Annotated in this window: 16 protein-coding genes; 9 read left to right on the top strand and 7 right to left on the bottom strand. The window is 70.9% G+C overall.

Translation table 11 applies throughout. From position 1 onward, the window contains the following. Nucleotides 1–31: 31 nt before the first annotated feature. From OHA11_RS09000 to OHA11_RS08985, 4 genes are all read right to left on the bottom strand, one after another. A complete protein-coding gene (locus OHA11_RS09000; RefSeq protein WP_266493874.1) occupies nucleotides 32–994 on the bottom strand; it encodes a carbohydrate ABC transporter permease in 963 nt (320 codons plus the stop codon). Between the two features lie 20 nt (nucleotides 995–1,014). Then, nucleotides 1,015–2,280 carry an ABC transporter substrate-binding protein gene (locus OHA11_RS08995; RefSeq protein WP_266493873.1) on the bottom strand — a complete coding sequence of 422 codons (1,266 nt, stop codon included), beginning with the start codon at nucleotides 2,278–2,280 and terminating at the stop codon, nucleotides 1,015–1,017. Between the two features lie 153 nt (nucleotides 2,281–2,433). Then, nucleotides 2,434–3,699, bottom strand: coding sequence for an ROK family transcriptional regulator (locus tag OHA11_RS08990; RefSeq protein ID WP_266493871.1), 1,266 nt, complete (start codon nucleotides 3,697–3,699; stop codon nucleotides 2,434–2,436). Nucleotides 3,700–3,921: 222 nt separating this feature from the next. Then, on the bottom strand, nucleotides 3,922–5,166 hold the full coding sequence (locus OHA11_RS08985) for a D-arabinono-1,4-lactone oxidase (RefSeq protein WP_266493869.1): 1,245 nt from the start codon (nucleotides 5,164–5,166) through the stop codon (nucleotides 3,922–3,924). 158 nt (nucleotides 5,167–5,324) lie between these two features. Between OHA11_RS08985 and OHA11_RS08980 the strand changes: the two genes are divergently transcribed. The 5 genes from OHA11_RS08980 (at nucleotide 5,325) to OHA11_RS08960 (ending at nucleotide 13,903) form a co-directional block, all read left to right on the top strand. Next, on the top strand, nucleotides 5,325–6,332 hold the full coding sequence (locus tag OHA11_RS08980; RefSeq protein WP_266493866.1) for a hydroxyacid dehydrogenase: 1,008 nt from the start codon (nucleotides 5,325–5,327) through the stop codon (nucleotides 6,330–6,332). A 34-nt stretch (nucleotides 6,333–6,366) separates the two neighbouring features. Further along, the gene (locus OHA11_RS08975; protein ID WP_266493865.1) at nucleotides 6,367–7,410 is read left to right on the top strand and encodes a LacI family DNA-binding transcriptional regulator; all 1,044 of its coding nucleotides are present in this window, start codon (nucleotides 6,367–6,369) and stop codon (nucleotides 7,408–7,410) included. A gap of 128 nt (nucleotides 7,411–7,538) precedes the next feature. Next, nucleotides 7,539–8,894 (top strand): radical SAM protein, encoded by a 1,356-nt coding sequence (locus OHA11_RS08970; protein WP_266507046.1) that lies wholly within the window; start codon nucleotides 7,539–7,541, stop codon nucleotides 8,892–8,894. A gap of 307 nt (nucleotides 8,895–9,201) precedes the next feature. Continuing rightward, nucleotides 9,202–10,746 carry a cellulose-binding domain-containing protein gene (locus tag OHA11_RS08965; RefSeq protein ID WP_266493862.1) on the top strand — a complete coding sequence of 515 codons (1,545 nt, stop codon included), beginning with the start codon at nucleotides 9,202–9,204 and terminating at the stop codon, nucleotides 10,744–10,746. Nucleotides 10,747–10,972: 226 nt separating this feature from the next. Continuing rightward, nucleotides 10,973–13,903, top strand: a complete 2,931-nt coding sequence (locus OHA11_RS08960) for a BTAD domain-containing putative transcriptional regulator (protein ID WP_266493860.1) — start codon at nucleotides 10,973–10,975, stop codon at nucleotides 13,901–13,903. Here OHA11_RS08960 and OHA11_RS08955 read toward each other — a convergent pair. From OHA11_RS08955 to OHA11_RS08945, 3 genes are all read right to left on the bottom strand, one after another. Then, entirely contained in the window at nucleotides 13,897–14,451 is a 555-nt protein-coding gene (locus tag OHA11_RS08955; protein WP_266493857.1) for a sigma-70 family RNA polymerase sigma factor, read from the bottom strand. The genes OHA11_RS08960 and OHA11_RS08955 overlap by 7 nt on opposite strands. A 207-nt stretch (nucleotides 14,452–14,658) precedes the next feature. Further along, on the bottom strand, nucleotides 14,659–15,522 hold the full coding sequence (locus OHA11_RS08950) for a hypothetical protein (RefSeq protein ID WP_266493855.1): 864 nt from the start codon (nucleotides 15,520–15,522) through the stop codon (nucleotides 14,659–14,661). Between the two features lie 11 nt (nucleotides 15,523–15,533). Continuing rightward, nucleotides 15,534–16,334, bottom strand: coding sequence for a lytic transglycosylase domain-containing protein (locus OHA11_RS08945; RefSeq protein WP_266493854.1), 801 nt, complete (start codon nucleotides 16,332–16,334; stop codon nucleotides 15,534–15,536). A gap of 534 nt (nucleotides 16,335–16,868) precedes the next feature. Here OHA11_RS08945 and OHA11_RS08940 point away from each other — a divergent pair. The 4 genes from OHA11_RS08940 to OHA11_RS08925 all read left to right on the top strand — a co-directional run bounded on the left by OHA11_RS08940 (nucleotide 16,869) and on the right by OHA11_RS08925 (nucleotide 19,128). Further along, nucleotides 16,869–17,549 (top strand): DUF6668 family protein, encoded by a 681-nt coding sequence (locus tag OHA11_RS08940; RefSeq protein ID WP_266493852.1) that lies wholly within the window; start codon nucleotides 16,869–16,871, stop codon nucleotides 17,547–17,549. Continuing rightward, nucleotides 17,546–17,827 carry a hypothetical protein gene (locus tag OHA11_RS08935; protein WP_266493850.1) on the top strand — a complete coding sequence of 94 codons (282 nt, stop codon included), beginning with the start codon at nucleotides 17,546–17,548 and terminating at the stop codon, nucleotides 17,825–17,827. Before OHA11_RS08940 ends, OHA11_RS08935 begins: the two co-directional genes overlap by 4 nt. Before the next feature lie 237 nt (nucleotides 17,828–18,064). Beyond that, on the top strand, nucleotides 18,065–18,352 hold the full coding sequence (locus tag OHA11_RS08930) for a hypothetical protein (RefSeq protein WP_266507045.1): 288 nt from the start codon (nucleotides 18,065–18,067) through the stop codon (nucleotides 18,350–18,352). A gap of 17 nt (nucleotides 18,353–18,369) precedes the next feature. Further along, nucleotides 18,370–19,128: a hypothetical protein gene (locus OHA11_RS08925; RefSeq protein ID WP_266493849.1), complete on the top strand. Its 759-nt coding sequence runs from the start codon at nucleotides 18,370–18,372 to the stop codon at nucleotides 19,126–19,128. Nucleotide 19,129: the final 1 nt, after the last annotated feature.

The following is a 19,129-nucleotide window of genomic DNA, read 5'->3' as shown; positions in this document are numbered from 1 at the left end:
TCGACCGTGTCGCGTACGTCGGTGGTGGTCGTCACTTGGCCTCCTCCCCCCTGCCGAAGCCCATGAACCTGCCCTGGAGCAGTGTCACCGTGCAGATCAGCAGGGTCAGGATGACCGCGCCCGCACTGCCGGCGCCGTAGTCCTGGTCGTCGCCGAGGGCTGTGTAGTACAGCTCGACCAGGGGCGGGCGGCCCCAGGTCGACTTGGCGAGGAGGTTGAAGAACTCGTCGAACGCCTGGTACGCGGCCACGAGCAGCAGGAGGATCACGGCCGTCGACGTGGCCCGCAGCTGGGGCAGCGTGATGTGGCGGAAGGTCTGCCAGCCCGGCTTGGCACCGTCGATGGCGGCGGCCTCGTACAGCTCCGGCGGGATGTTCTGCAGGGCCGCCAGGAAAAGGATCATGTAGAAGCCCGCCTGGAGCCACAGCCGTACGGTGACGATGACCAGCCAGTACCAGGGCGGATTCGGGTTGGCCAGCCAGGCGACGTTCTCGAACCCGAACCAGCCGATGACGGTGTTCATCATGCCGAAGCGGACACCGCTGAAGATGGACATCTTCCAGATGAGCGAGGCGGCGACGAAGCTGCACGCCGTCGGCAGGAAGAAGACGGACCGGAAGAACGCCTTCATGAAGCGCAGCCGGTGCACCATCAGCGCCAGACCGAGCGACAGCGCCCAGGTGACCGGCACGATGATCACGGCGAAGACGGTGAAGGTGACGAGCGAGCCGGTGAAGTCGCCGTTCGTCAGCATCAGCTTGTAGTTCTCGAAGCCGACGAACTTGTCGGGTGTGACGGTGTAGCGCGCCTCGAAGAAGCTGAGCCAGGCGCTCCACCCGATGGGGATGTAGACGAAGATCACCAGGCCGATGAGGAACGGGCCGGTGAAGAGCCAGAAGTTGAACGTGCTGCCCCGCAGGCCCCGCCGCGGCCTGGCCTTGGAGACCTTGGCCGGGCCGGGGCGCGTGGCGTCGCGCGTCGTGGTCGTCGACATGTCGCTACCTGTCCGTCGGCCTATCCGAAGAGCTTCTTGAGCTCGCGGTTGACCTTCGTGTCCGCGGCGTCGAGAGCCTTCTCCGGGTTCGTGCCCTTGCGGACCGAGTTGGCGATCACTTCCTCGAAGGCGGTGATCATCGCCTGGGTCCAGGAGATGTTGTCGAAGCGCCCGTAGTCGGTGAAGAGCTTGACGCCCTCAGCGGGCAGGCCGGACTTCAGCTTGGTCGCGGACTCGGCGATGGATGTGCGCGGCGGGATGTGGAAGCCGTAGCTGAGCGCCCAGTCCTCCTGGTACTTCTTCTCGTCGATCCAGAGCCACTTCACGTACTCCTTGGCCAGGTCGACGTTCTTGCCCTTGGCGTTGACGAACATGGACCAGCCGCCGTTGTAGACCGCGGGCTTGGCACCGGAGGCGGCCGAAGGGAAGGGGAATATGCCGAGGTCGTCGCCGAGGGCCTTCTGCATCACGGGCATGGCCCACATACCGCACCACTGGATCGCGGTGAGGCCCTGGACCAGGGCCGAGGGGTCCCAGTAGTCGGCGGGGGCGTCCAGCAGCAGATGGCCGCTGGTGAACATCTTGCGGTAGACCTTCAGCGCCTCGGCCACCTCGTCGGTGTGGTACGCGATCTCGTTCTTGTCGTTGAGCTGGTCGGCGCCGGCTGCCCAGACCAGGGCGTAGTTGGTCGACACCATGTTGTTGCCGATGAACAGACCCTTGACCTTGTCGGTGGTGAGCTTGGCCGCGGCCTCCGCAAGCTCTTCGAGGGTCTGCGGTACCTCCACGCCGGCCTTCTCCAGCATCGACTTGCGGTAGAAGAAGAACTGCGGGTCGTCGATCATCCGGACGCCGTAGACCTTGCCGTCGACCGTGTGCGACGCGATGTCGGCCGGATTGAAGTCGTCCTTGACCGGGTTGATGATGTCGTCCAGCGGCGCCACCTGACCGCTCTTGATCAACTGCAGCTGAGGGTGGAACTCGAAGACGTCCGGTGCGTTGTCGGTCAGCAGAGACGAGAACAGCTTGCTCTCGAAGTTGGTGCCGGTGATCCACTGGGTCGTCACGCGGGCCTCGTCGTAGGCCTTCGCGTACCGCTTGATGGCTTCCTGAGTCCCGGCCTCGCCGTACGCGTGGAAGTACTGCACCAGGCCCTTGCCCGAACTGCCGCCGCCCTCGCGGCCGGTGTTGCCGCCGCAGGCGGCCAGCGGACCCAGCGCGGCCAGCCCCGCCGCCGCTCGCAGTACGGATCGACGGTCCCAGTTGCTGTTGCTCAGTGCCGACATTCTGACGTCCTTGTCTCGAGTACGGCTGCGGCTCGAAATCGCTGTGCGGTGCGGGACGTTAACCTTCGGCCAATGCTTCGGCAAGGGGTTGGACGAAGCCTGTTCGAAGCGTTGCGGAGCGTCCGGGATACCGGACGTGAGGGTTTGTCGACGTCACACAGGCGGTGCCGTACGGCTCCTCGCGGGGGCGACGCGACGTGGCGCGGCGGCCCTGCCGCCCGTGGGTTTCGGGCCCACCGAGATCAGGGCCCCTTCCAGCGCGAACGTCGCCGCGCCCAGGCACACGGGGTCGGTCGGAATGGGAGAGAGGACGATCTCGGTGCCGGCCAGCGGGCGTTTCAGCGCGTGCCGGGCCACGGCCTCGCGCACCTCGTGCAGCAGCGGTTCGCCGAGCGTGGCCGCGACCCAGCTGCTGAGCACGATCACCTCGGGGTTCAGGAGGTTCACCAGGTCGGCGATGGCGGCGCCGAGATAGCGCGCGGTGTCCCGGACCGTCCGGATCGCCACCGGGTCCCGCTCGGCGACCCCGCGGGCGAGCGCGTTGATCGTCGCGGTCTGGTCCTCGGCGTGCAGAAGCGGGCTGTCGGGGCTCGACTCCCGCAGGTTCAGCATGATTCCGGGCGCCCCGACATACGTCTCCACGCACCCGTGGTTGCCGCAGTGGCACGGCCGCCCGTCCAGCACGAGCGTGGTGTGCCCCCACTCGCCCGCGCTGTTGCTGACGCCCCGGTGCAGCCCGCCGCCCAGCGCGAGCCCGGCCCCGACACCCGTCCCGAGGTTCACCACCACGGCGTCCCCCCGTCCGCGCGCGGCCCCGAACCACAACTCGGCGACCGCACAGGCACGCAGCGGATTGTCGAGGTACAGCGGGAAAGCGATGTGCTCGGCGAGCAGGTCGAGCAGCGGCACGTCGTGCCAGTCCCAGTTCGGCGCGTACTCCGCGACACCGGCCTCCCGGTCCACCTGGCCCGGCGCGCTCACCCCCACCCCGAGGACGCGGGCGCCCTCGACACCGGCTTGCGCGACCACCGAGCCGACGGCCGAGGCGACATGCCCGACGACCTGCTCCGGCCGGATCTCACCGGGGCGCATGTCCTCGTCGGCACGGGCCAGCACGTTCAGCGCCAGGTCGAACAGCTCGACCCGTACGTACGTCTCCGCGATGTCGACGCCGATCAGCGCGCCCCCCGACGCGTTGACGGCCACGAGGCCCCGCGGGCGGCCACCGGCGGAGTCCTCGAACCCGACCTCCGTCAGCATCCCCAGGTCGAGCAGCTCGCCGACCAGCGTGGCGATCGTGGCGAGGCTCAGCCCCGTGGCGGCGGCCAGCTCCTGGCGGGACGTCGGCGAGTGGGCGATGATCTGGCGCAGCACCCCATAGCGGTTCGCGGTGCGGATGTCGCGTGATGTGCGCTTCATCGGAATGGTCCCCCTCGTCCCCTCCGGGCCATGGCGGTCCCCGACGGCCCCGGCGCGGCGCAAGGCTATGACCGCCCGGGGATGTTCGACAAGGGGTTAGGAAAGGGGCTGTGGAAAGTCCGCGCAGCCCATGGCGGACAGAGTGCGGATCGAGCCGCCGTCACTCACCCGCCCGTCACTCACTCGCCCCTCACCCACCCGGCACCTCACTCACTCAGCGCCTCACCCATCCAGCACCTCACCGACGAACGCGTTGCGGAACGTCCCTGCCGGGTCCAGCTCCCCGACCAGACTCCTGAACTCCGCCATACGCGGATAGCGTTCGCGCAGCACCGGTGCCGCCATCGTGAACACCTTGCCCCAGTGCGGACGCGGGTCGAACGGCGTCAGTACCTCCTCCACCCGCCGCACCACGGGCAGCACGGCCGCCGTGTCCGCGACCCAGGTGAAGTGGACGGCCACGGTGTCCCGCCCGTACGCCGGACTCAGCCACTGGCGGTCGGCGGCGACCGTACGCACCTCGCAGATCTGCAACACCGGCGCGATCTTCTCCCGGATCGCGTCGAGCGCGCGCAGGGCACCCGTGGCGTGCGGGCGCGGCAGCAGATACTCCGACTGGAGCTCCGCGCCGCTGCTCGGCGTGAACTCGGGACGGAAGTGCGGCAGCCGCTCGTGCCAGGGACCGGGGACCCCGAACTGCTGGGTGCAGTTCCCGGCGGGCATCCCCGGCACCGGGTGCATCGCCTCGGTGGCCGGCTCGGCCCACGGAAACCCGTCCCACGGCACATCCGTACGCCGCTTGACCCACGCCTGGTCGATCCCCGACCGCCGCCAGCCGGTGAACAGACTCACGCTGTACGCCGACGCCGACACCGTCTCGAAGTCCAGTTCCGCGAGCGGCAGCTTGCCGAACACATGCTGGGCGACCTCGAAGTCCGGCTCCAGATCGAGCGTGAGCGCGGTGACGACACCGAGGGCGCCCAGCGAGGTCACGGCCCCGCTGAAACGGGCGTCACCCCGGCCGATGGTGAGGTCCGAACCGTCGGCGAGGACCAGCTCGACCTCCCGTACGGCCGAGGCCAGCGAGCCGTTCGCGTTCCCCGAGCCGTGCGTGCCGGTCGCCACCGAACCCGCCACCGAGATGTGCGGCAACGAGGCCATGTTCGGCAGCGCGAACCCCCGCTCGTGCACCGCCCGCGCCAGCTCCGCGTACCGCACCCCGCCCGCCACCCGGACCGTACGGGCCGCGGCGTCCGCCTCGACCGACGGCGGCAGCGCGGTCAGCGAGAGCAGCACCCCCGCACTGCCCGGGTCGGCGATCTCGTTGAACGAGTGCCCGCTGCCGAGCACGCGCACGCGGCCGGCCCGCGAGACGAGGGACCGCAACGCGTCGAGCGACCGCGGCTGCTGCACCTCCTTGGCGGAGTACGTGACGTTCCCCGCCCAGTTGGTCAGGGCCTCTGCCATCGGTGGTCCTCCCCGGAAGGTTTTGAGTCGACCGGCGAAACGGCCACCGTTGAAACCTACCTGGCCCTGTCCCACCCAGCCGCGCGGGGCTACCGTAGAGACCGGTTGCTATAAACGAGTCCCCGACAGCGAGTAACCCCTCCGGAAGGTCGCCCACCTTGCGCCCACGCCCCACCGCACTTTTCGCCATGACGCCCGAGAACGTGCCCCAGATCTTCCCGTCGGACGTACTGACCCGCTTGGGCCACACGGTAGAAATCGATCCCACTCTGCCGGTCGAGAACTTCGCGGATCCACGCGTACGGCCCGTGCTCGCCGAGGCCGAGATCCTGATCACCGGCTGGGGCTGCCCCCGTATCGACGAGGCGGTCCTGGACGCCGCGCCCAGACTGCGCGCGATCCTGCACGCGGCGGGCTCCGTCAAGGGCCTCATCTCGCCCGCGGTCTGGGAGCGCGGCATCACCGTCTCCTCCGCGGCAGGCGCGAACGCGCTCCCCGTGGCCGAGTACACGCTCGCGATGATCCTCCTGGCGGGCAAGGACCTCTTCGCCCACCGCGACCGCTTCCGCACCCAACGCGCCTTCCCCTACGGGGAGATCGTGCCCGGCATCGGCAACTTCGGCCGCCGCGTGGGCGTCGTCGGAGCGTCCCGGATCGGCCGGCGCCTCATCGAACTGCTGCGGCCCTTCGACCTGACGGCCGGCCTCGCCGACCCGTACGTCGACGCGGCGGAGGCCGCCGCCCTCGGCGTACCCCTGCTGCCGCTCGACGACCTGCTGCGCACCAGTGACATCGTCACCGTCCACGCCCCGCAGACCCCGGAGACCCACCATCTGATCGGCCGCCGCGAACTCGCCCTGATGCCCACGGGATCCGTGCTGATCAACACCGCCCGCGGTGCCCTCCTCGACCACGACGCCCTCGTCGACGAACTGCGTGCGAACCGGCTCAGCGCGATCCTCGACGTGACGGATCCGGAGCCGCTGCCCGTCGACTCGCCGCTCTTCGACCTGCCGAACGCGTTCATCACCCCGCATCTCGCGGGCTCGCAGGGCAACGAGGTGGCCCGGCTCGGTCTCGCCGTCACGGAGGAGGCCGAACGGCTGTTGTCCGGACGGGAGTTGGCCCACCGGATCGATCACGCGGTACTGGAGCGCACCGCATGACACCGAGCCCGCTCGCGCCCTGGCCGGTGAACCCTTGACGGGCAAGGACGCCTCCACGGTCCGGGACGTGGCCGCGCGGGCCGGTGTCTCCGCCTCAACCGTCTCCCGGGTCCTTGGCGGCACCTACCCGGTCGCCGCGAGCACCCGTACCCGCGTGCTCAAGGCGATGCGCGAGCTCGACTACGTGGTCAACGCGCACGCCCGCGCGCTCGGCGGCTCCACCAACAAGACGGTGGCGTTCGTCGTCGACGACGTCACCGGCCCCTTCTACGCCCACATCGCACGCGGTGTGGAGGAGCAGGCGTCCGCCGAGGGCAGGCTCTGCATGCTGTGCACCACGCACGGCGATCCGCAGCGCGTCCTCGCCGTCGTCGAGACCATGCGCGAACAGCGCGCCGACGCCGTGATCGTCGTCGGCGGTGCCTGGGAGGACAAGGCCTACCAGGACCGTATGACGCACTTCGCGCACGCCCTGGACCGGGTGGGTTCACGGCTCGTGCTCGTCGGCAGGCCGCCGCTCGGCCCGGGCGTGCCCGCCACGGTCGTCGAGTACGACAACGAGGGCGGCGCCTTCGCGATGACCACTCATCTGCTCACCTCGGGCCACCAGCGCGTCGCCTACCTCGGCCGGGTGCCCGGCCTGTCCACCAGCGGCCAGCGCCTCAGCGGCTTCCGGCGCGCCCACGAACTGCTCGGGCTCGCCCCGGACCCGGACCTGATCCTGGACGGTACGTTCAGCCGCTCGCACGGATATCAGGGTGCCCGCGAGCTCCTCGCGTCCGGTGCCCGGTTCACGGCACTGTTCGCGGCCACCGACATGGTCGCGGCGGGCGCGCTGCAGGCGCTGCGCGAAGCGCGCGTGAGCGTCCCCGACGAGGTGTCCGTGGCCGGCTATGACGACGTGCCGCTGGCCCTGGACCTCTTCCCGGCCCTCACCACCGTCAACGTCCCGCACGAGGAGCTGGGCCGCGCGGCCGTCCGGCTGGCCCTGCACCGCGACGAGCTCCCCGGTAGCCAGCATCTGGTGCTCGGCACCCACATCGTCCTGCGGGATTCGACGCGGCGACCGGGGCACTGAGACCGACCGGCAAATGGGGGGTGGCCGGTCGGTCTGAGCTTCCCGGAAGGGGACCCGGCACGGCAGGCCAGGGAGGAGGGGCATACCGTGAGGAGTCGAGCATGGCAGCCGGGAGCGAGGAGTACGGGATGGGCAGCCGGACCGCGCTGGTCGAGGATCTGATGGAGCGCTTTCCGCATGTGCCGCGGGAGGCCGTCTTCAAAGAGGACCTGCTGCGCGGCGGTGTGGCCTTCGACCCGTCCGCGCTCAGTGACAACGAGGGGGGTGAGGTGAAGCCGAAGTCGTACTTCATCTTCTCCTTCGACCACGGCACCCTGCCCGAGCTGGGCGAGGCCGCGCTGCGCCGCCCGCCGGAGGAGATCATCCTCACCGGCGGCCCGTACGACCTGCGCCGGACCGTGGTGTCCGTACGGGTCAACCCGTCGTCGCCGTACCGCGTGGCCGCCGGCGAGGACGGGGTGCTCGGGCTCTACCTCGACGGGAAGCGGATCTCGGACGTCGGAGTGCCGCCGATGCCGGAGTACTACCGGCACACCCTCTCCAACGGGAAGTCCGTGATGGAGGTGGCCCCGACGATCCAGTGGGGCTACCTCATCTACCTCACCGTCTTCCGCGTCTGCCAGTACTTCGGCGCCAAGGAGGAGTGCCAGTACTGCGACATCAACCACAACTGGCGCCAGCACAAGGCGGCGGGCCGGCCGTACACCGGTGTGAAGGACGTCGACGAGGTCCTCGAAGCGCTGGAGATCATCGACCGGTACGACACGGCGAAGACGTCCACCGCGTACACGCTGACCGGCGGCGCGATCACCTCCAAGCTCCAGGGCCGCGACGAGGCCGACTTCTACGGGATGTACGCCAAGGCCATCGAGGAGCACTTCCCGGGACGGTGGATCGGCAAGGTCGTCGCCCAGGCGCTGCCACGCGACGACGTACAGCGGTTCAAGGACTACGGCGTGCAGATCTACCACCCCAACTACGAGGTGTGGGACCGCCGTCTCTTCGAGCTGTACTGCCCCGGCAAGGAGCGCTACGTCGGCCGCGACGAGTGGCACAAGCGGATCCTCGACTCCACGGAGGTCTTCGGCGCGCGCAATGTCATCCCCAACTTCGTCGCGGGCGTGGAGATGGCCGAGCCCTCCGGCTTCACGACGGTCGACGAGGCGATCGCGTCCACGACGGAGGGGCTGCGGTTCTTCATGTCGCACGGCATCACGCCCCGGTTCACCACCTGGTGCCCGGAGCCGACGACACCGCTGGGCAAGGCCAATCCGCAGGGCGCGCCGCTGGAGTACCACATCCGGCTGCTGGAGGCCTACCGCGCCACGATGGACGACTTCGGGCTCTCCTCGCCGCCCGGATACGGCCCGCCCGGGCCGGGCAACGCGGTCTTCTCGGTGAGCTCGTTCATGGACAGCCTGCCCGCGAACGAGGTGGCGGGAGAGGCGCCGGGAGAGGCAGCGGAAGAGGTGCCCGCGCTCTGAGGGAAGGGGGGCGGGTGAGGGCGTACGGCAGCTCCAGGGGAAGATGGTTTTCCAGGGGAAGTCGGTTGAGTCATTTGGGGCTGCGGGTACGTACAACTGACGTACGACCGACGTAGTGCCGAGGCACAGCTGAGGCCGAAGGGTCCAGTGGGACTTGCGACCCGCGGTAACCGGATGTGCGGGTGCCGCTTGTCAGTTGTGCAGGAACCGTGAAAAACTCTGCTCCTGTCGCGAGACGTCCCCTTCCAACTCCCGGATTCGCCAGGTGAGTTGACCCCACTTGTGGATGCAGGTGAAGTCCCCACCCATGCCAGACCTGCCGACCCCTCAGGACGCCGCCGAGGCAACACTGTTCTCGGAGTGCTGGGACGCGGTCCTTTCGTATGCCGAGCTCTGTACCGGCGCATCTGCCCATGCCCGCCAACTGGCCTCCGAGGCGTTCTCGCTCGGTATACGCGAAGCGCGTGCCGCGGAGGCCGACTATGACGTCAAGAGCTACGGGCGCCGGGCCCGCACACCCCGGCTGCCCCGAATACCCCTGCTCCTGACCGCCGTTCGCCAGACGACCGCCATGTGGGAAGCGAGGGGCCTGGGCGATCGCCTCGACCCCGAGCTTCGACTGTGGCTCAACTCCGAGAAGGCCGCCCGCTTTTCGGGGCCGCCCCTGTACCGGCCGCTCGCCCTGCGCGGGCTGCGGGACATGCAGGAACCGGATGCCGCGCTGCTGTGGCTGGCCGAGGTCGAGGCACTGCCGGCCACCGCCGTGGCCCGTCGGCTCGGCCTCGACCCGCAAGGCGCGGCCGAGGAACTGCACCAGGTGCGCGGGGTGTTCCGCGACCGCTGCCACCGCAATCACATCGACACACCGCTCTCCGAGGAGTGCCGCAGCTACGCCCGGCTCCTCGACGCGGTCACCCGCTCACCCGCCGCCGACGTACCGGACGACCTGTCGTGGCACCTCGCGCGCTGCGTCGAGTGCGCGGAGGCCGCCGCCTGTCTGCGGCTCGGCGGCGGAGGACTGCCCGCCGCGCTCGCGGGCGGAGTGATCGGCTGGGGCGGGCTCGCCTATCTCGAACGGCGGCGCAGGGCCGTCGAGTCGGGGCTCAGCCGCGGCGTGGCCGACGACCTCGACGGGCACGAAGGTGACACGGCGGAAGGACGCCGGGCCCGGATCGGACGGGCCGGGCTGCTCGTCGCCGCCGCCGGTGTCTCGCTGCTGGCACTGGCGGTCACGCTGGTGCCGTTCGGCACGGGCGACGGTTCCGGCACCCTGGAAGGGACGGCGGGGCGCGAGCCCGTGGGGGAGATGGACCCCTCGTTCGATCCCGTGCCGTCGGGACCGGCGGACGGTTCGACCCCGTCGGCCACCTCGTCCCCGCGGGGAACCGGGTCGGACGCCGGTACCGGTAGGGGTACCGGTGTCAACGCCGGTACGGGCTCCGCGTCGGACAAGGAGCCGCAGGGAGACTCCACGTCCACGGCCACGTCCGCGCCCGGGCAGGGTGACGTCGACCCGAACCCCAGCGAACCCGCCGTCTGCCACGCCCGGTACGAGCTGTCGGGCGAGTGGCCCAACGGCTTCCAGGCCACCGTCACCGTCAAGTCCGACTACGCACTGAGTAGTTGGAGCGTCAGCTGGACCTTCCCCGACGGCCAGCGGGTGACCCAGATGTGGGACGGGAAGTTCGACCAGGTCGGCGCACGGGTGACCGCGAACGCCGCCGACTACAACAAGGCGGTCGCCGCGGGCGGGTCGTTCGCGGTGGGCTTCATCGGCTCGTGGGATGCCGGCAACGGCAACGCGGCGCCGGACAATTTCACGCTGAATGGTCGGAGCTGTACGCACAGCTGAGCCGCGTCCGGTCGGACCGGGTCGGGCCTTGGCCCGGTTCCGGTTCGGCCGCGGCCGGGCAGGGCTCGGGCGGCGGAACGGGCTGGATCCTGTCCGAATCCTGTCCGATGCGAGGGCCCGGATTTCCGGAACGTAACTTCGCCGAGAACGTCTGGCCGGAAACATTTCTTCGATCCGGCGTTCAAATATTCGGCCGCTACTGTCCGGAACCGTGGAAACAAGTGGAATGGCCGCTCTCCGGTTCTCCCTGCTCGGCCCGTTGCGCGCCTGGCGGGGCACGGACGAACTGGAGCTGGGCTCACCGCAGCAGCGAGCCGTGCTCGCGATGCTGCTGCTGCGCCGGGGACAGGCGGTCGGCGTGGCCGATTTCGTCGACGGAATCTGGGGCGCGCAGCCGCCGGAGGGCGCGGTCCCGGTGCTGCGCACGTACATCTCCCGCCTCCGCAAGCTGCTGGAACCCGAGCGGCCGTCGGGGCAGCCCTCCGATCTTCTGGTGTCCATCGGAGACGGATACGCCCTGCGCACCGGCACGCTCTCCAGCGACCTGGACGACTTCGGCGAGGCGGTGGCACAGGCCGAGCGCCGCCGGGCCACCGGCGACGGCCAGTCCGCGGTCCGGTTGCTGCGCACCGTGCTGGCCGCCGGGGAGGGCACGGCCCTGGCCGGAGTACCCGGCCCGTACGCCGAGGCCGCGCGCGACGATCTGGCCGAACGGCGGCTGAGCGCCCTGGAGTTGGCGCTGCGCATCGAACTGGAGGTGGGCCGGCACGAAGCGCTGGTGCCGGAACTGCTGACACTGCGTGACGCGCATCCGCTGCGCGAGGCCATGAGCGAACTGCTGCTGATCGCCCTGTACCGGTGCGGGCGGCAGGCCGAGGCACTGGCGGTCTACACACGGACCCGCCGAATCCTGGTCGAGGAACTGGGCATCGAACCGGGCCCGTCCCTGCGTGCCGTGCACGAACGGATCCTGGCCGGTGACCCCGCGCTCGGCCGGCCGACGCCGAGCGGCCCGGCCGGTGGCCCGGTGGGCGGCAGAGCCGCACCGGCCGGTTCCGGCCCCGAACCCCGGCCGGAACCAGACAATCCGGCTCCGGTCCGCGGCACCGGAGCCGTACGCCCCTTCCAACTCCCCGCCGATCCGCCCCTCTTCGCCGGTCGCCGCGCCCAACTCCACTGCGCCAAGGATCTGTTGCCCGACGGCGACGGCCCTCCCGACACGGCGGTCATCGGCGTCGTCGACGGCATGGCCGGAACCGGCAAGACCACCATCGCCGTGCACTGGGCCCACCGCATCGCCCACCGCTTCCCCGACGGCTGCCTCTACGTCAACCTCCGCGGCTTCGACCCCGCAGGCTCCTGGCTGGCACCCGGGGACGCGATCGAGATGTTCCTCGACGCCCTCGGCGTGGCCCCGCAGTCCGTCCCCGAAAGTCTCGACGCACAGGCCGCTCTCTACCGAAGCGTCCTCGCCGACCGGCGCGTCCTGATCGTGCTGGACAACGCCAGGGACACCGAACAGGTACGTCCGCTGCTGCCCGGCACGCCCGGCAGCCTCGTCATCGTCACCAGCCGCAGCCGGCTCAGCGGCCTGATCGCCGGACACGGCGCGCAACTGCTCACGCTCGACCTGCTGACCGCCGAGGAATCGCTGGAACTGCTGACCCGGCGGCTGGGCGCCGCCCGCGTCGGCGCCGAACCGGAGGCCGCGAACGCGATCGTCGACCTGTGCGCCCGGCTGCCGCTGGCCCTGGCCATCGTCGCGGCCCGGGCCGCCCACCACCCCGCTTTCCGGCTCGCCGACATCGTCGAAGGACTCCGGGACGACCACGGCAGCCTCGACGCGTTCTCCGTCGGCGACGACGCCGGCACCGACATCCGCGCCGTCTTCTCCTGGTCGTACCACGCCCTGTCGCCCGAGGCGGCCGGACTCTTCCGCCGGCTCACCCTGCACCCCGGCCCCGACATCAGCGCCGCCGCGGCCACCGCGCTGGCCGGCGTTCCCTCGCGGGAGGGCCGCGCCCTGCTGGCCGAACTCACCGGGGCCAGCCTCGTCATCGAACGCGCCCCCGGCCGGTTCGTCTTCCACGACCTGCTGCGCGCCTACGGCTGCGAACTCACCACCCGGCACGACAGCGCGAGCGAACGGGACGCCGCGCTGCTGAGGATGCACGACCACTACCTCCACACCGCCCATCACGCCTCCGCCGTCCTCGGCCCGTTCCGCGAGACCGTGCCCGTTCCACCGAGCAGAACGGGCAGCGGGCCGCTGCGGTTCAACGACGCCAAGCAGGCGACGACCTGGCTGCGCACCGAGCGCCATGTCCTGCGCGCGATCGTCGAGCACGCGGCCGACCGCGGCTACCCCGACCACGCCTGGCGCACCGCCTACGCCCTGGACCTGTTCTGCGACCGCCTCGGATACCGGCACGACCTGATGGAGATCAACAAGGCCGCCCTGCGCGCGGCCCAGGACCTCGGCGACCCCGTCGGCCAGGCGCACTCCCTGCGCGGGCTGGGGTTCTGCCACACCCGCTTCGACCACGCGGACGAGGCGTCGCGGCTGCTCGGCGGCGCGCTGGAACTGTTCCGCAAGACCGGCGACGCCTTCGGCCAGGCCCGCACCCGCCGCGGCCTCGCCTTCCAGGCCAACCGGCTGGGACGGCACGACGTCGCGCTCGAACACTACGAGCAGGCCGCCGAGTTGTACCGGTCCCTCGGCCACATCAGCGGCGAGGCCAGTGTCCTGAACGAGGTCGGCTGGACGTACATCCTGCGCGGCGACGCGGCGAACGCGCTGGAGTACTGCGAGAAGGCGGTCGCCCTGCAACAGGAGGTCGGCGACCTCAACGGCGAGGCCTCGGCACTCGACAGTGTCGGCTACGCCCACCACCACCTCGGCCAGTACGGTCCGGCCGTCGAGCACTTCGAGCGGGCCGTGGAACTGTACCGGCAGCTCGACAACCGCTACATGGAGGCCGACACCCTGCGACACCTCGGGGACGCGCACCGCGCCGCCCACGACCACGGATCGGCCCGCGCGGCCTGGGCCGCGGCGCTCGCCCTGCTGGAGGAGGGCGGCCACACGGAGACGGACGACGTCCGGCGGGCACTGCGCGAACTGGACTCCCTCGCGCGGGACCAGCGCGATCAGTAGTCCACCGCCACGCCCCGCTCCCGCAGGGCCAGCTTCAGGCTGCGCAGGGCGTAGTACACCCGGGACTTCACGGTGCCCCGCGGGATACCCAGGTCCTCCGCGGCCTGCTGGGTGGTGCGGTCCGCGAAGAAGGTCGCCTCCAGCGCCTCGCGGTGCGCGGGCGTCAGAACCCGCAGGGCGTCGTGCAACACCAAGGACGACAGCATCCGTTCGATGTCGTCCACCTCGGCGCACATGTCGCTCAGCCAGCCGGTGCCGCCGATCTCCAGCGGGCGCGCCATCCGGGTCCGGTGCGCGTCGATGACGAGGTTGCGGGCGACCCGGAACATCCAGGGGCGTACAGCCATCCCCTCGCCGTCGGTCAGGTTCTTGTTCTTCCAGCAGCGCAGCAGCGTCTCCTGGACGATGTCCTCCGCACGGTGCGCGTCCCCGTCCAGCATGCGCATCACGTACGAGTAGAGCGCCGGGCCGTGTTCCAGGTACAGGTCGCGCAGCGCCCGTTCCTCGGTCGAGACCGCGCACGCCGATCCGATGGCAGACACGTTCATGCATGTGCTCCTACTCCTCGGGTTGGCCGGCCCCGGCCGATCGCGGGCCGGAGCCGGGCCTCCTGAGGAACGGAGTGTTGCCAGACGCGGTCCATGTTCGTTTGACGCCCTGTGTACGAGGCGATGGACGCGCTGGTCAGCGGCGGTGCGCAGGGGACGTGTGGACGTTGCGCGGAAGCTGTGTACGGGGTTGCGGGCCCGCGAATCTCAGACGTAGGCGCCCTCCAGCCCCTCCACATGTCTGCGGACCTGCCCGGCGAGTTCCGCGTGGCCGGGCGGCAACGGGCCGCGACGGCTCAACATGTCCCACATGTGCAGCAGTTCGTGTCCATGGGTGACCACGGCCAGGTCGTCGACCAGGTGCTGCCAGGCCGCCGTCGCCCGCGCCACGTCCACCGACGCCTGTTCGTCCCCGGCACCGCACCGGATCCGGGCCACGGCCAGGGCCAGCACGACGGCCTCGCGGTGGTCGCCGCGCAGGTGCGCGAGGTACGCCTCCAGGCCCCGCGCCTCCACCGAGTGCGGATGCCCGGCGCCCACCGAGCCGGTCAGGCTCTCGCGCAGCGCGGTCGCGTCGGCGAACGCCTCGTCGAGCCGGCCGGTGGCCGCCAACGCGTTGATACGGCCGATGTGTTCGGCGAGTTCGGTGGGTTCGGCGACACCGGTTGGGGCCGGGGTGTGGGTACGCGCTGCGGCACTGGCGCGGGCGACCGCGGTGCTGAGGGCGGAGGCCGGGGGAGGGACCGTGGTCGCGGGGGCCGCCTCGGACTCGACCGGTGGTACTTCCCCGGCTTCCCCGGTATCCCTGCCTTCCCCGGCTTCCCCGGTATCCCTGCCTTCCCCGGCCGCGATGATGCGGCTGGAACCGTCCGGCGACACCTGAAGGACGAAGTGGGCTGCGCCGAGGCTGTCGTTCACCGTCGCCTCGACGTCGGCGTCGCGCTCCTGCGCGTACCGCTGCAACCGGTCCAGTACAGCCTCGTGCACGGACCGGCCCGGAGCGGCGACGACGGGGTCCGAGTCGATCTCGGCGAGCCCCTCGTCGGAGATGTAGACCTGGAAGCGGGCCATGGTTGTCCTCCTCATGCGGCAGAAGTGGGGGTGACGCCGGGGGTGGCGCCCGAAGGCGGAGCGCCGATGCCCTGGTACTTGGCGAACTGGGCGCGGATGGCGAGGACGTAGCCCAGGGCCTCGTTCGTCTGGGGTACGCCCTTGGCCGCACGGACGGCGTCCATGCCGACCTCGTAGCCGGCCAGGGCGAGGTCCAGGACGGTGTTGGTGGTCCCGTTGCCGTCGGTCGTCTGCGTGATCTCGCCGCTGTCGAGCAACTGCTGGGCCTGCTTGGCCAGATCGCACATGTACCGGCCCTGCGCCATGATCGAGTCCTTGGCGTCGAGGGCGGAGACCTTGTCGTTGTCGTCGTCGTCCTCGCCGAACTGCTTGAAGATGTCGGGCGGCAGCTGCGAGAGACCCTGCTCGCCGTTCAGGCCGACCAGGTTCGCGTTGAAGCCGGACTCCTTCTCGATCTGCGAGACGATCACGATCGGGCCGATGGCGTCGCACAGTTTCCCGGCCTCCTGGACGGGGTCCAGCAGGTCCTCGGGAACGGTCGAGGTGTCCAACTCGCCCTTGCCGTCGCCCTGCAGGATGGTCAGGGTCTCGTTCGCGGTGTCCTCGTTGGCGCTGTCGCTCCCGCCTCCGCCCGAGAAGAGCAGGATCAGCGCGATGAGCGGGGCCAGCAGGACCCCGAACCCGCCGTAGACGATCGTGACGATCACCGTGACGGTCATGGCCAGCGGCAGTACCAGGCAGCCGCAGCCCGCGCCGGCGACGGCGGTGTTCCTGACGGCGGTGGAGCTGCCGCCTTCCCCGTTCTCTCCCATGGGCGCTCGCCTTCTTCGTTTCCGCTTGAACCGCTGTGGCCACACGGCCCGTTGTGCTGTCCAACGGGCTCGACAGTTCCAAACGGGCCCCGGAGCAAAGAAGTTCAAAACGGTGGAAACCAGATGAGTCAGAACAGCGGAAGTACGAGTCAAGAGGGGGGCGGGGCGCACATGGGCACTCCTTCGGCAACGCCGTCGGGCCCGCAGTCATGGGTACGGGGACCGAAGTCCCCACAGTCCCCACAGTCGGCACCCCAGGAGACGCGACCCGCTCCTGACGACCACGCGACCGGTCCGACGGCGGGGGCGGCGCCGGGGGTGGCGGGCGCGGGGCCGGGGGTGGCGGGTGCGGGCACGGTCGCCCCCGCGGCACCCGTCGGATACTCGGCCCCCGTCGGGCACCCAGCGCCCGTCGGGCACCCAGCGCCCGTTGGACAACCGGCCCCCGGTGGGCAGCCGGTCCACCCCGTCGGTCCCGGCGGACAGTCGGCGTACGCTCCGGCTCCGGTCCTCGGCGGGCAGTCGACAGCGCCGGTGCAGCAGGCAGCAGCCGTGCCGCCGACAGCGGTGGAGCCGTCGGCAGCAGTAGCGCCCCAGGCGCACACCACCGTGCAGGCCACCCCGCGCCCCTCGGCCCCTGTCACACATCAGACAGCCCCCCGATCCACGAACCCCGTCCAGCCCCAGCCCGCCCCGCCGCGCCGAGCCGCCCAGGCTCGTGCCTCCGAGACGGCGGGCTGGGGCCGGCCGAAGCGGTCCGGGCCGGCGCGCGGCAGGTCGCGCGACGAGATCGGGTGGGTCAAGGCGCACGGCGGATCCGGTGCGACCTCGCTGGCCGAGACCCTCGGCGGCGTGGACGTGGGAGCCCGCTGGCCCGACCCCGCCCGGGGCGAGCCGCGCCGGGTCGTACTGGTCGGCCGGACCAGCGCGAGCGGACTGCGGTCCGTCTCCCAGGCGTTGGGCGCGCTCAAGGAGGGCAACGCCCCGCAGGGCCTCGACCTGCTGTGCGTGGTCCTCGTCGCCGACGCCCCCGGCCGGCTGCCGCTCGGTCTGCTGCGCCGTATCCGGGTGCTGCGCTCCGTCGCCCGGGTGCACCGGGTGCCGTGGATACCGGCATGGCGCACGGGCGGCCGTCCGAAGACCGTCCCCAGGCAACTCACCACGCTGGCCAAGCTGGTGGGCGGCGAGATCTACGGCGAGGGAGCCGCCTCGTGACCCAAGCCCTGTCCGGCGTCCGGTTTCTGGCCGCCTACAGTCCGCCCGCGGAGGCCGGCCAGATCCTCGGCATCCTCGCCTGGTGCGCCTCGGCCTGCGGAGTCGGCGGACTGATCATCGTCGGCATGCAGATGGCGCTCCAACTGCGTCGCGGCGATCCGGGCGAGGGCGGCGAGCACTTCCGCGGTGTCTTCTTCGTCGGCCTCGCCTGCCTGGTCGCCACGACGGCCGGACCGGTCGTCGCGGCCCTCGGAGAACTACAACTCCTCGGGCCTTAGGGCCTGTCCGCCCATTCCCTCCCCAGCCTCCGATCGGGAGGTGCCCTCCAGCCTCCGATCGGGAGGTGCCCTCCAGTCTTCGACCGGGAGGTACCCCCAGCCTTCGGCCAGGAGGCGCCCCAGCCTCGCCACGCCATGCGCCATGCGCACCTCGCGCCGCACAAGGCGCGGACCCACCACTGCCCGTCACTCTCGCGCCCACCCCTCACACCGGGCGCCGACCTCTCGGAGATCCTCATGTCCGCACTGCTGTACGAAGCCTCCAACCTCCTCGCCGCAGGCGTTCCCCAACCGCAGAGCAACGCCCCCGGCGCACTCACCGGCAAGGTCAACACGGTCCTCGGCATACTCGCCTGGGCGGGCACCGCCGCCGGTGTCACCGGCGTGCTGATCACCGGCGCGATGATGGCCATCTCCGTCAAGCGGGGCGAGAGCTCGGAGCACATGAGCCGCCTCGGCATGGTGCTCGGCGGGTGTGTCCTGGTGGCCACCGCGGGCCCGCTGGTCACGTTCGTCTTCCAGTGAGCGGGAGGGCGGCCGGCATGTTCAGGCGCAGGGAGCGGCGGTACGAGGAGCCAGGACCGTACTGGAAGCAGCGCAGCTGGCAGCTGTCGGCGGGGTTCCTCGGCCTCGTGTTCGTGCTGGGCGGGATCGTCGCGCTGACGTCCGGCGGGGACACCGAGGCCGACCGTGCCGCCGCCGCGGCGGCGTCCGACGGCCCGCTGACCGGCACCTCCGTCGCGAAGGACGGCCGGCCCCAGGGCTGCCGTACCGACGACAGCGCGGGCGACGCGGTGCCCACGGCGGCGCCCGGGGACATCAGCTGGCGCACGCTCGGTGTCGCGCGTGTGCCCGTCTCCACCTCGGCCGGGCCCACCCGGATGGAGAGCGCGCTGTGGTGGTGCTTCGCGCACACGCCCACCGGCGCCGTGCTGGCCGCCAACATCATCCCGTCGCAGATGAGCGGATCCCACTGGCGCACCGTCACCGAGCAGCAGGTGGTCGCCGGACAGGGACGCGAGATGTGGGAGTTCCAGCGCGCCACCGTCCAGGACGTCGACGACGCCGCGGCCGACGGCACGCCCGTCGCCTCGTACGTGGGCTACTCGGTGACCTCGTACAAGAGCACCGCGGCGACCGTCCGGCTGCTCCTCAAGGGCGACCAGGGCTATGCGACGACCACCATCGTCCTGCGCTGGAGCGGCGGTGACTGGAAGGTCCTGCCCGACGACAGCGGTGCCCTGCACTCGCCGGTGTCGACCGCGCAGAGCACCAACGGCTTCACCCTCTGGGGGGTTTGAC

Source organism: Streptomyces sp. NBC_00878 (assembly GCF_026341515.1).
Classification (GTDB): Bacteria; Actinomycetota; Actinomycetes; order Streptomycetales; family Streptomycetaceae; genus Streptomyces.
Note: the sequence above shows the minus strand (reverse complement) of the source record. Positions and strands in the feature narration are given on the sequence as shown.

Excerpts from the sequence above, each read along its gene's own strand:
- OHA11_RS09000 (WP_266493874.1), bottom strand. The coding sequence starts at position 994 with ATGTCGACGACCACGACGCGCGACGCCACGCGCCCCGGCCCGGCCAAG.
- OHA11_RS08995 (WP_266493873.1), bottom strand. The coding sequence starts at position 2,280 with ATGTCGGCACTGAGCAACAGCAACTGGGACCGTCGATCCGTACTGCGA.
- OHA11_RS08990 (WP_266493871.1), bottom strand. The coding sequence starts at position 3,699 with ATGAAGCGCACATCACGCGACATCCGCACCGCGAACCGCTATGGGGTG.
- OHA11_RS08985 (WP_266493869.1), bottom strand. The coding sequence starts at position 5,166 with ATGGCAGAGGCCCTGACCAACTGGGCGGGGAACGTCACGTACTCCGCC.
- OHA11_RS08970 (WP_266507046.1), top strand. The coding sequence starts at position 7,539 with ATGGGCAGCCGGACCGCGCTGGTCGAGGATCTGATGGAGCGCTTTCCG.
- OHA11_RS08965 (WP_266493862.1), top strand. The coding sequence starts at position 9,202 with ATGCCAGACCTGCCGACCCCTCAGGACGCCGCCGAGGCAACACTGTTC.
- OHA11_RS08960 (WP_266493860.1), top strand. The coding sequence starts at position 10,973 with ATGGCCGCTCTCCGGTTCTCCCTGCTCGGCCCGTTGCGCGCCTGGCGG.
- OHA11_RS08955 (WP_266493857.1), bottom strand. The coding sequence starts at position 14,451 with ATGAACGTGTCTGCCATCGGATCGGCGTGCGCGGTCTCGACCGAGGAA.
- OHA11_RS08950 (WP_266493855.1), bottom strand. The coding sequence starts at position 15,522 with ATGGCCCGCTTCCAGGTCTACATCTCCGACGAGGGGCTCGCCGAGATC.
- OHA11_RS08945 (WP_266493854.1), bottom strand. The coding sequence starts at position 16,334 with ATGGGAGAGAACGGGGAAGGCGGCAGCTCCACCGCCGTCAGGAACACC.
- OHA11_RS08930 (WP_266507045.1), top strand. The coding sequence starts at position 18,065 with ATGTCCGCACTGCTGTACGAAGCCTCCAACCTCCTCGCCGCAGGCGTT.
- OHA11_RS08925 (WP_266493849.1), top strand. The coding sequence starts at position 18,370 with ATGTTCAGGCGCAGGGAGCGGCGGTACGAGGAGCCAGGACCGTACTGG.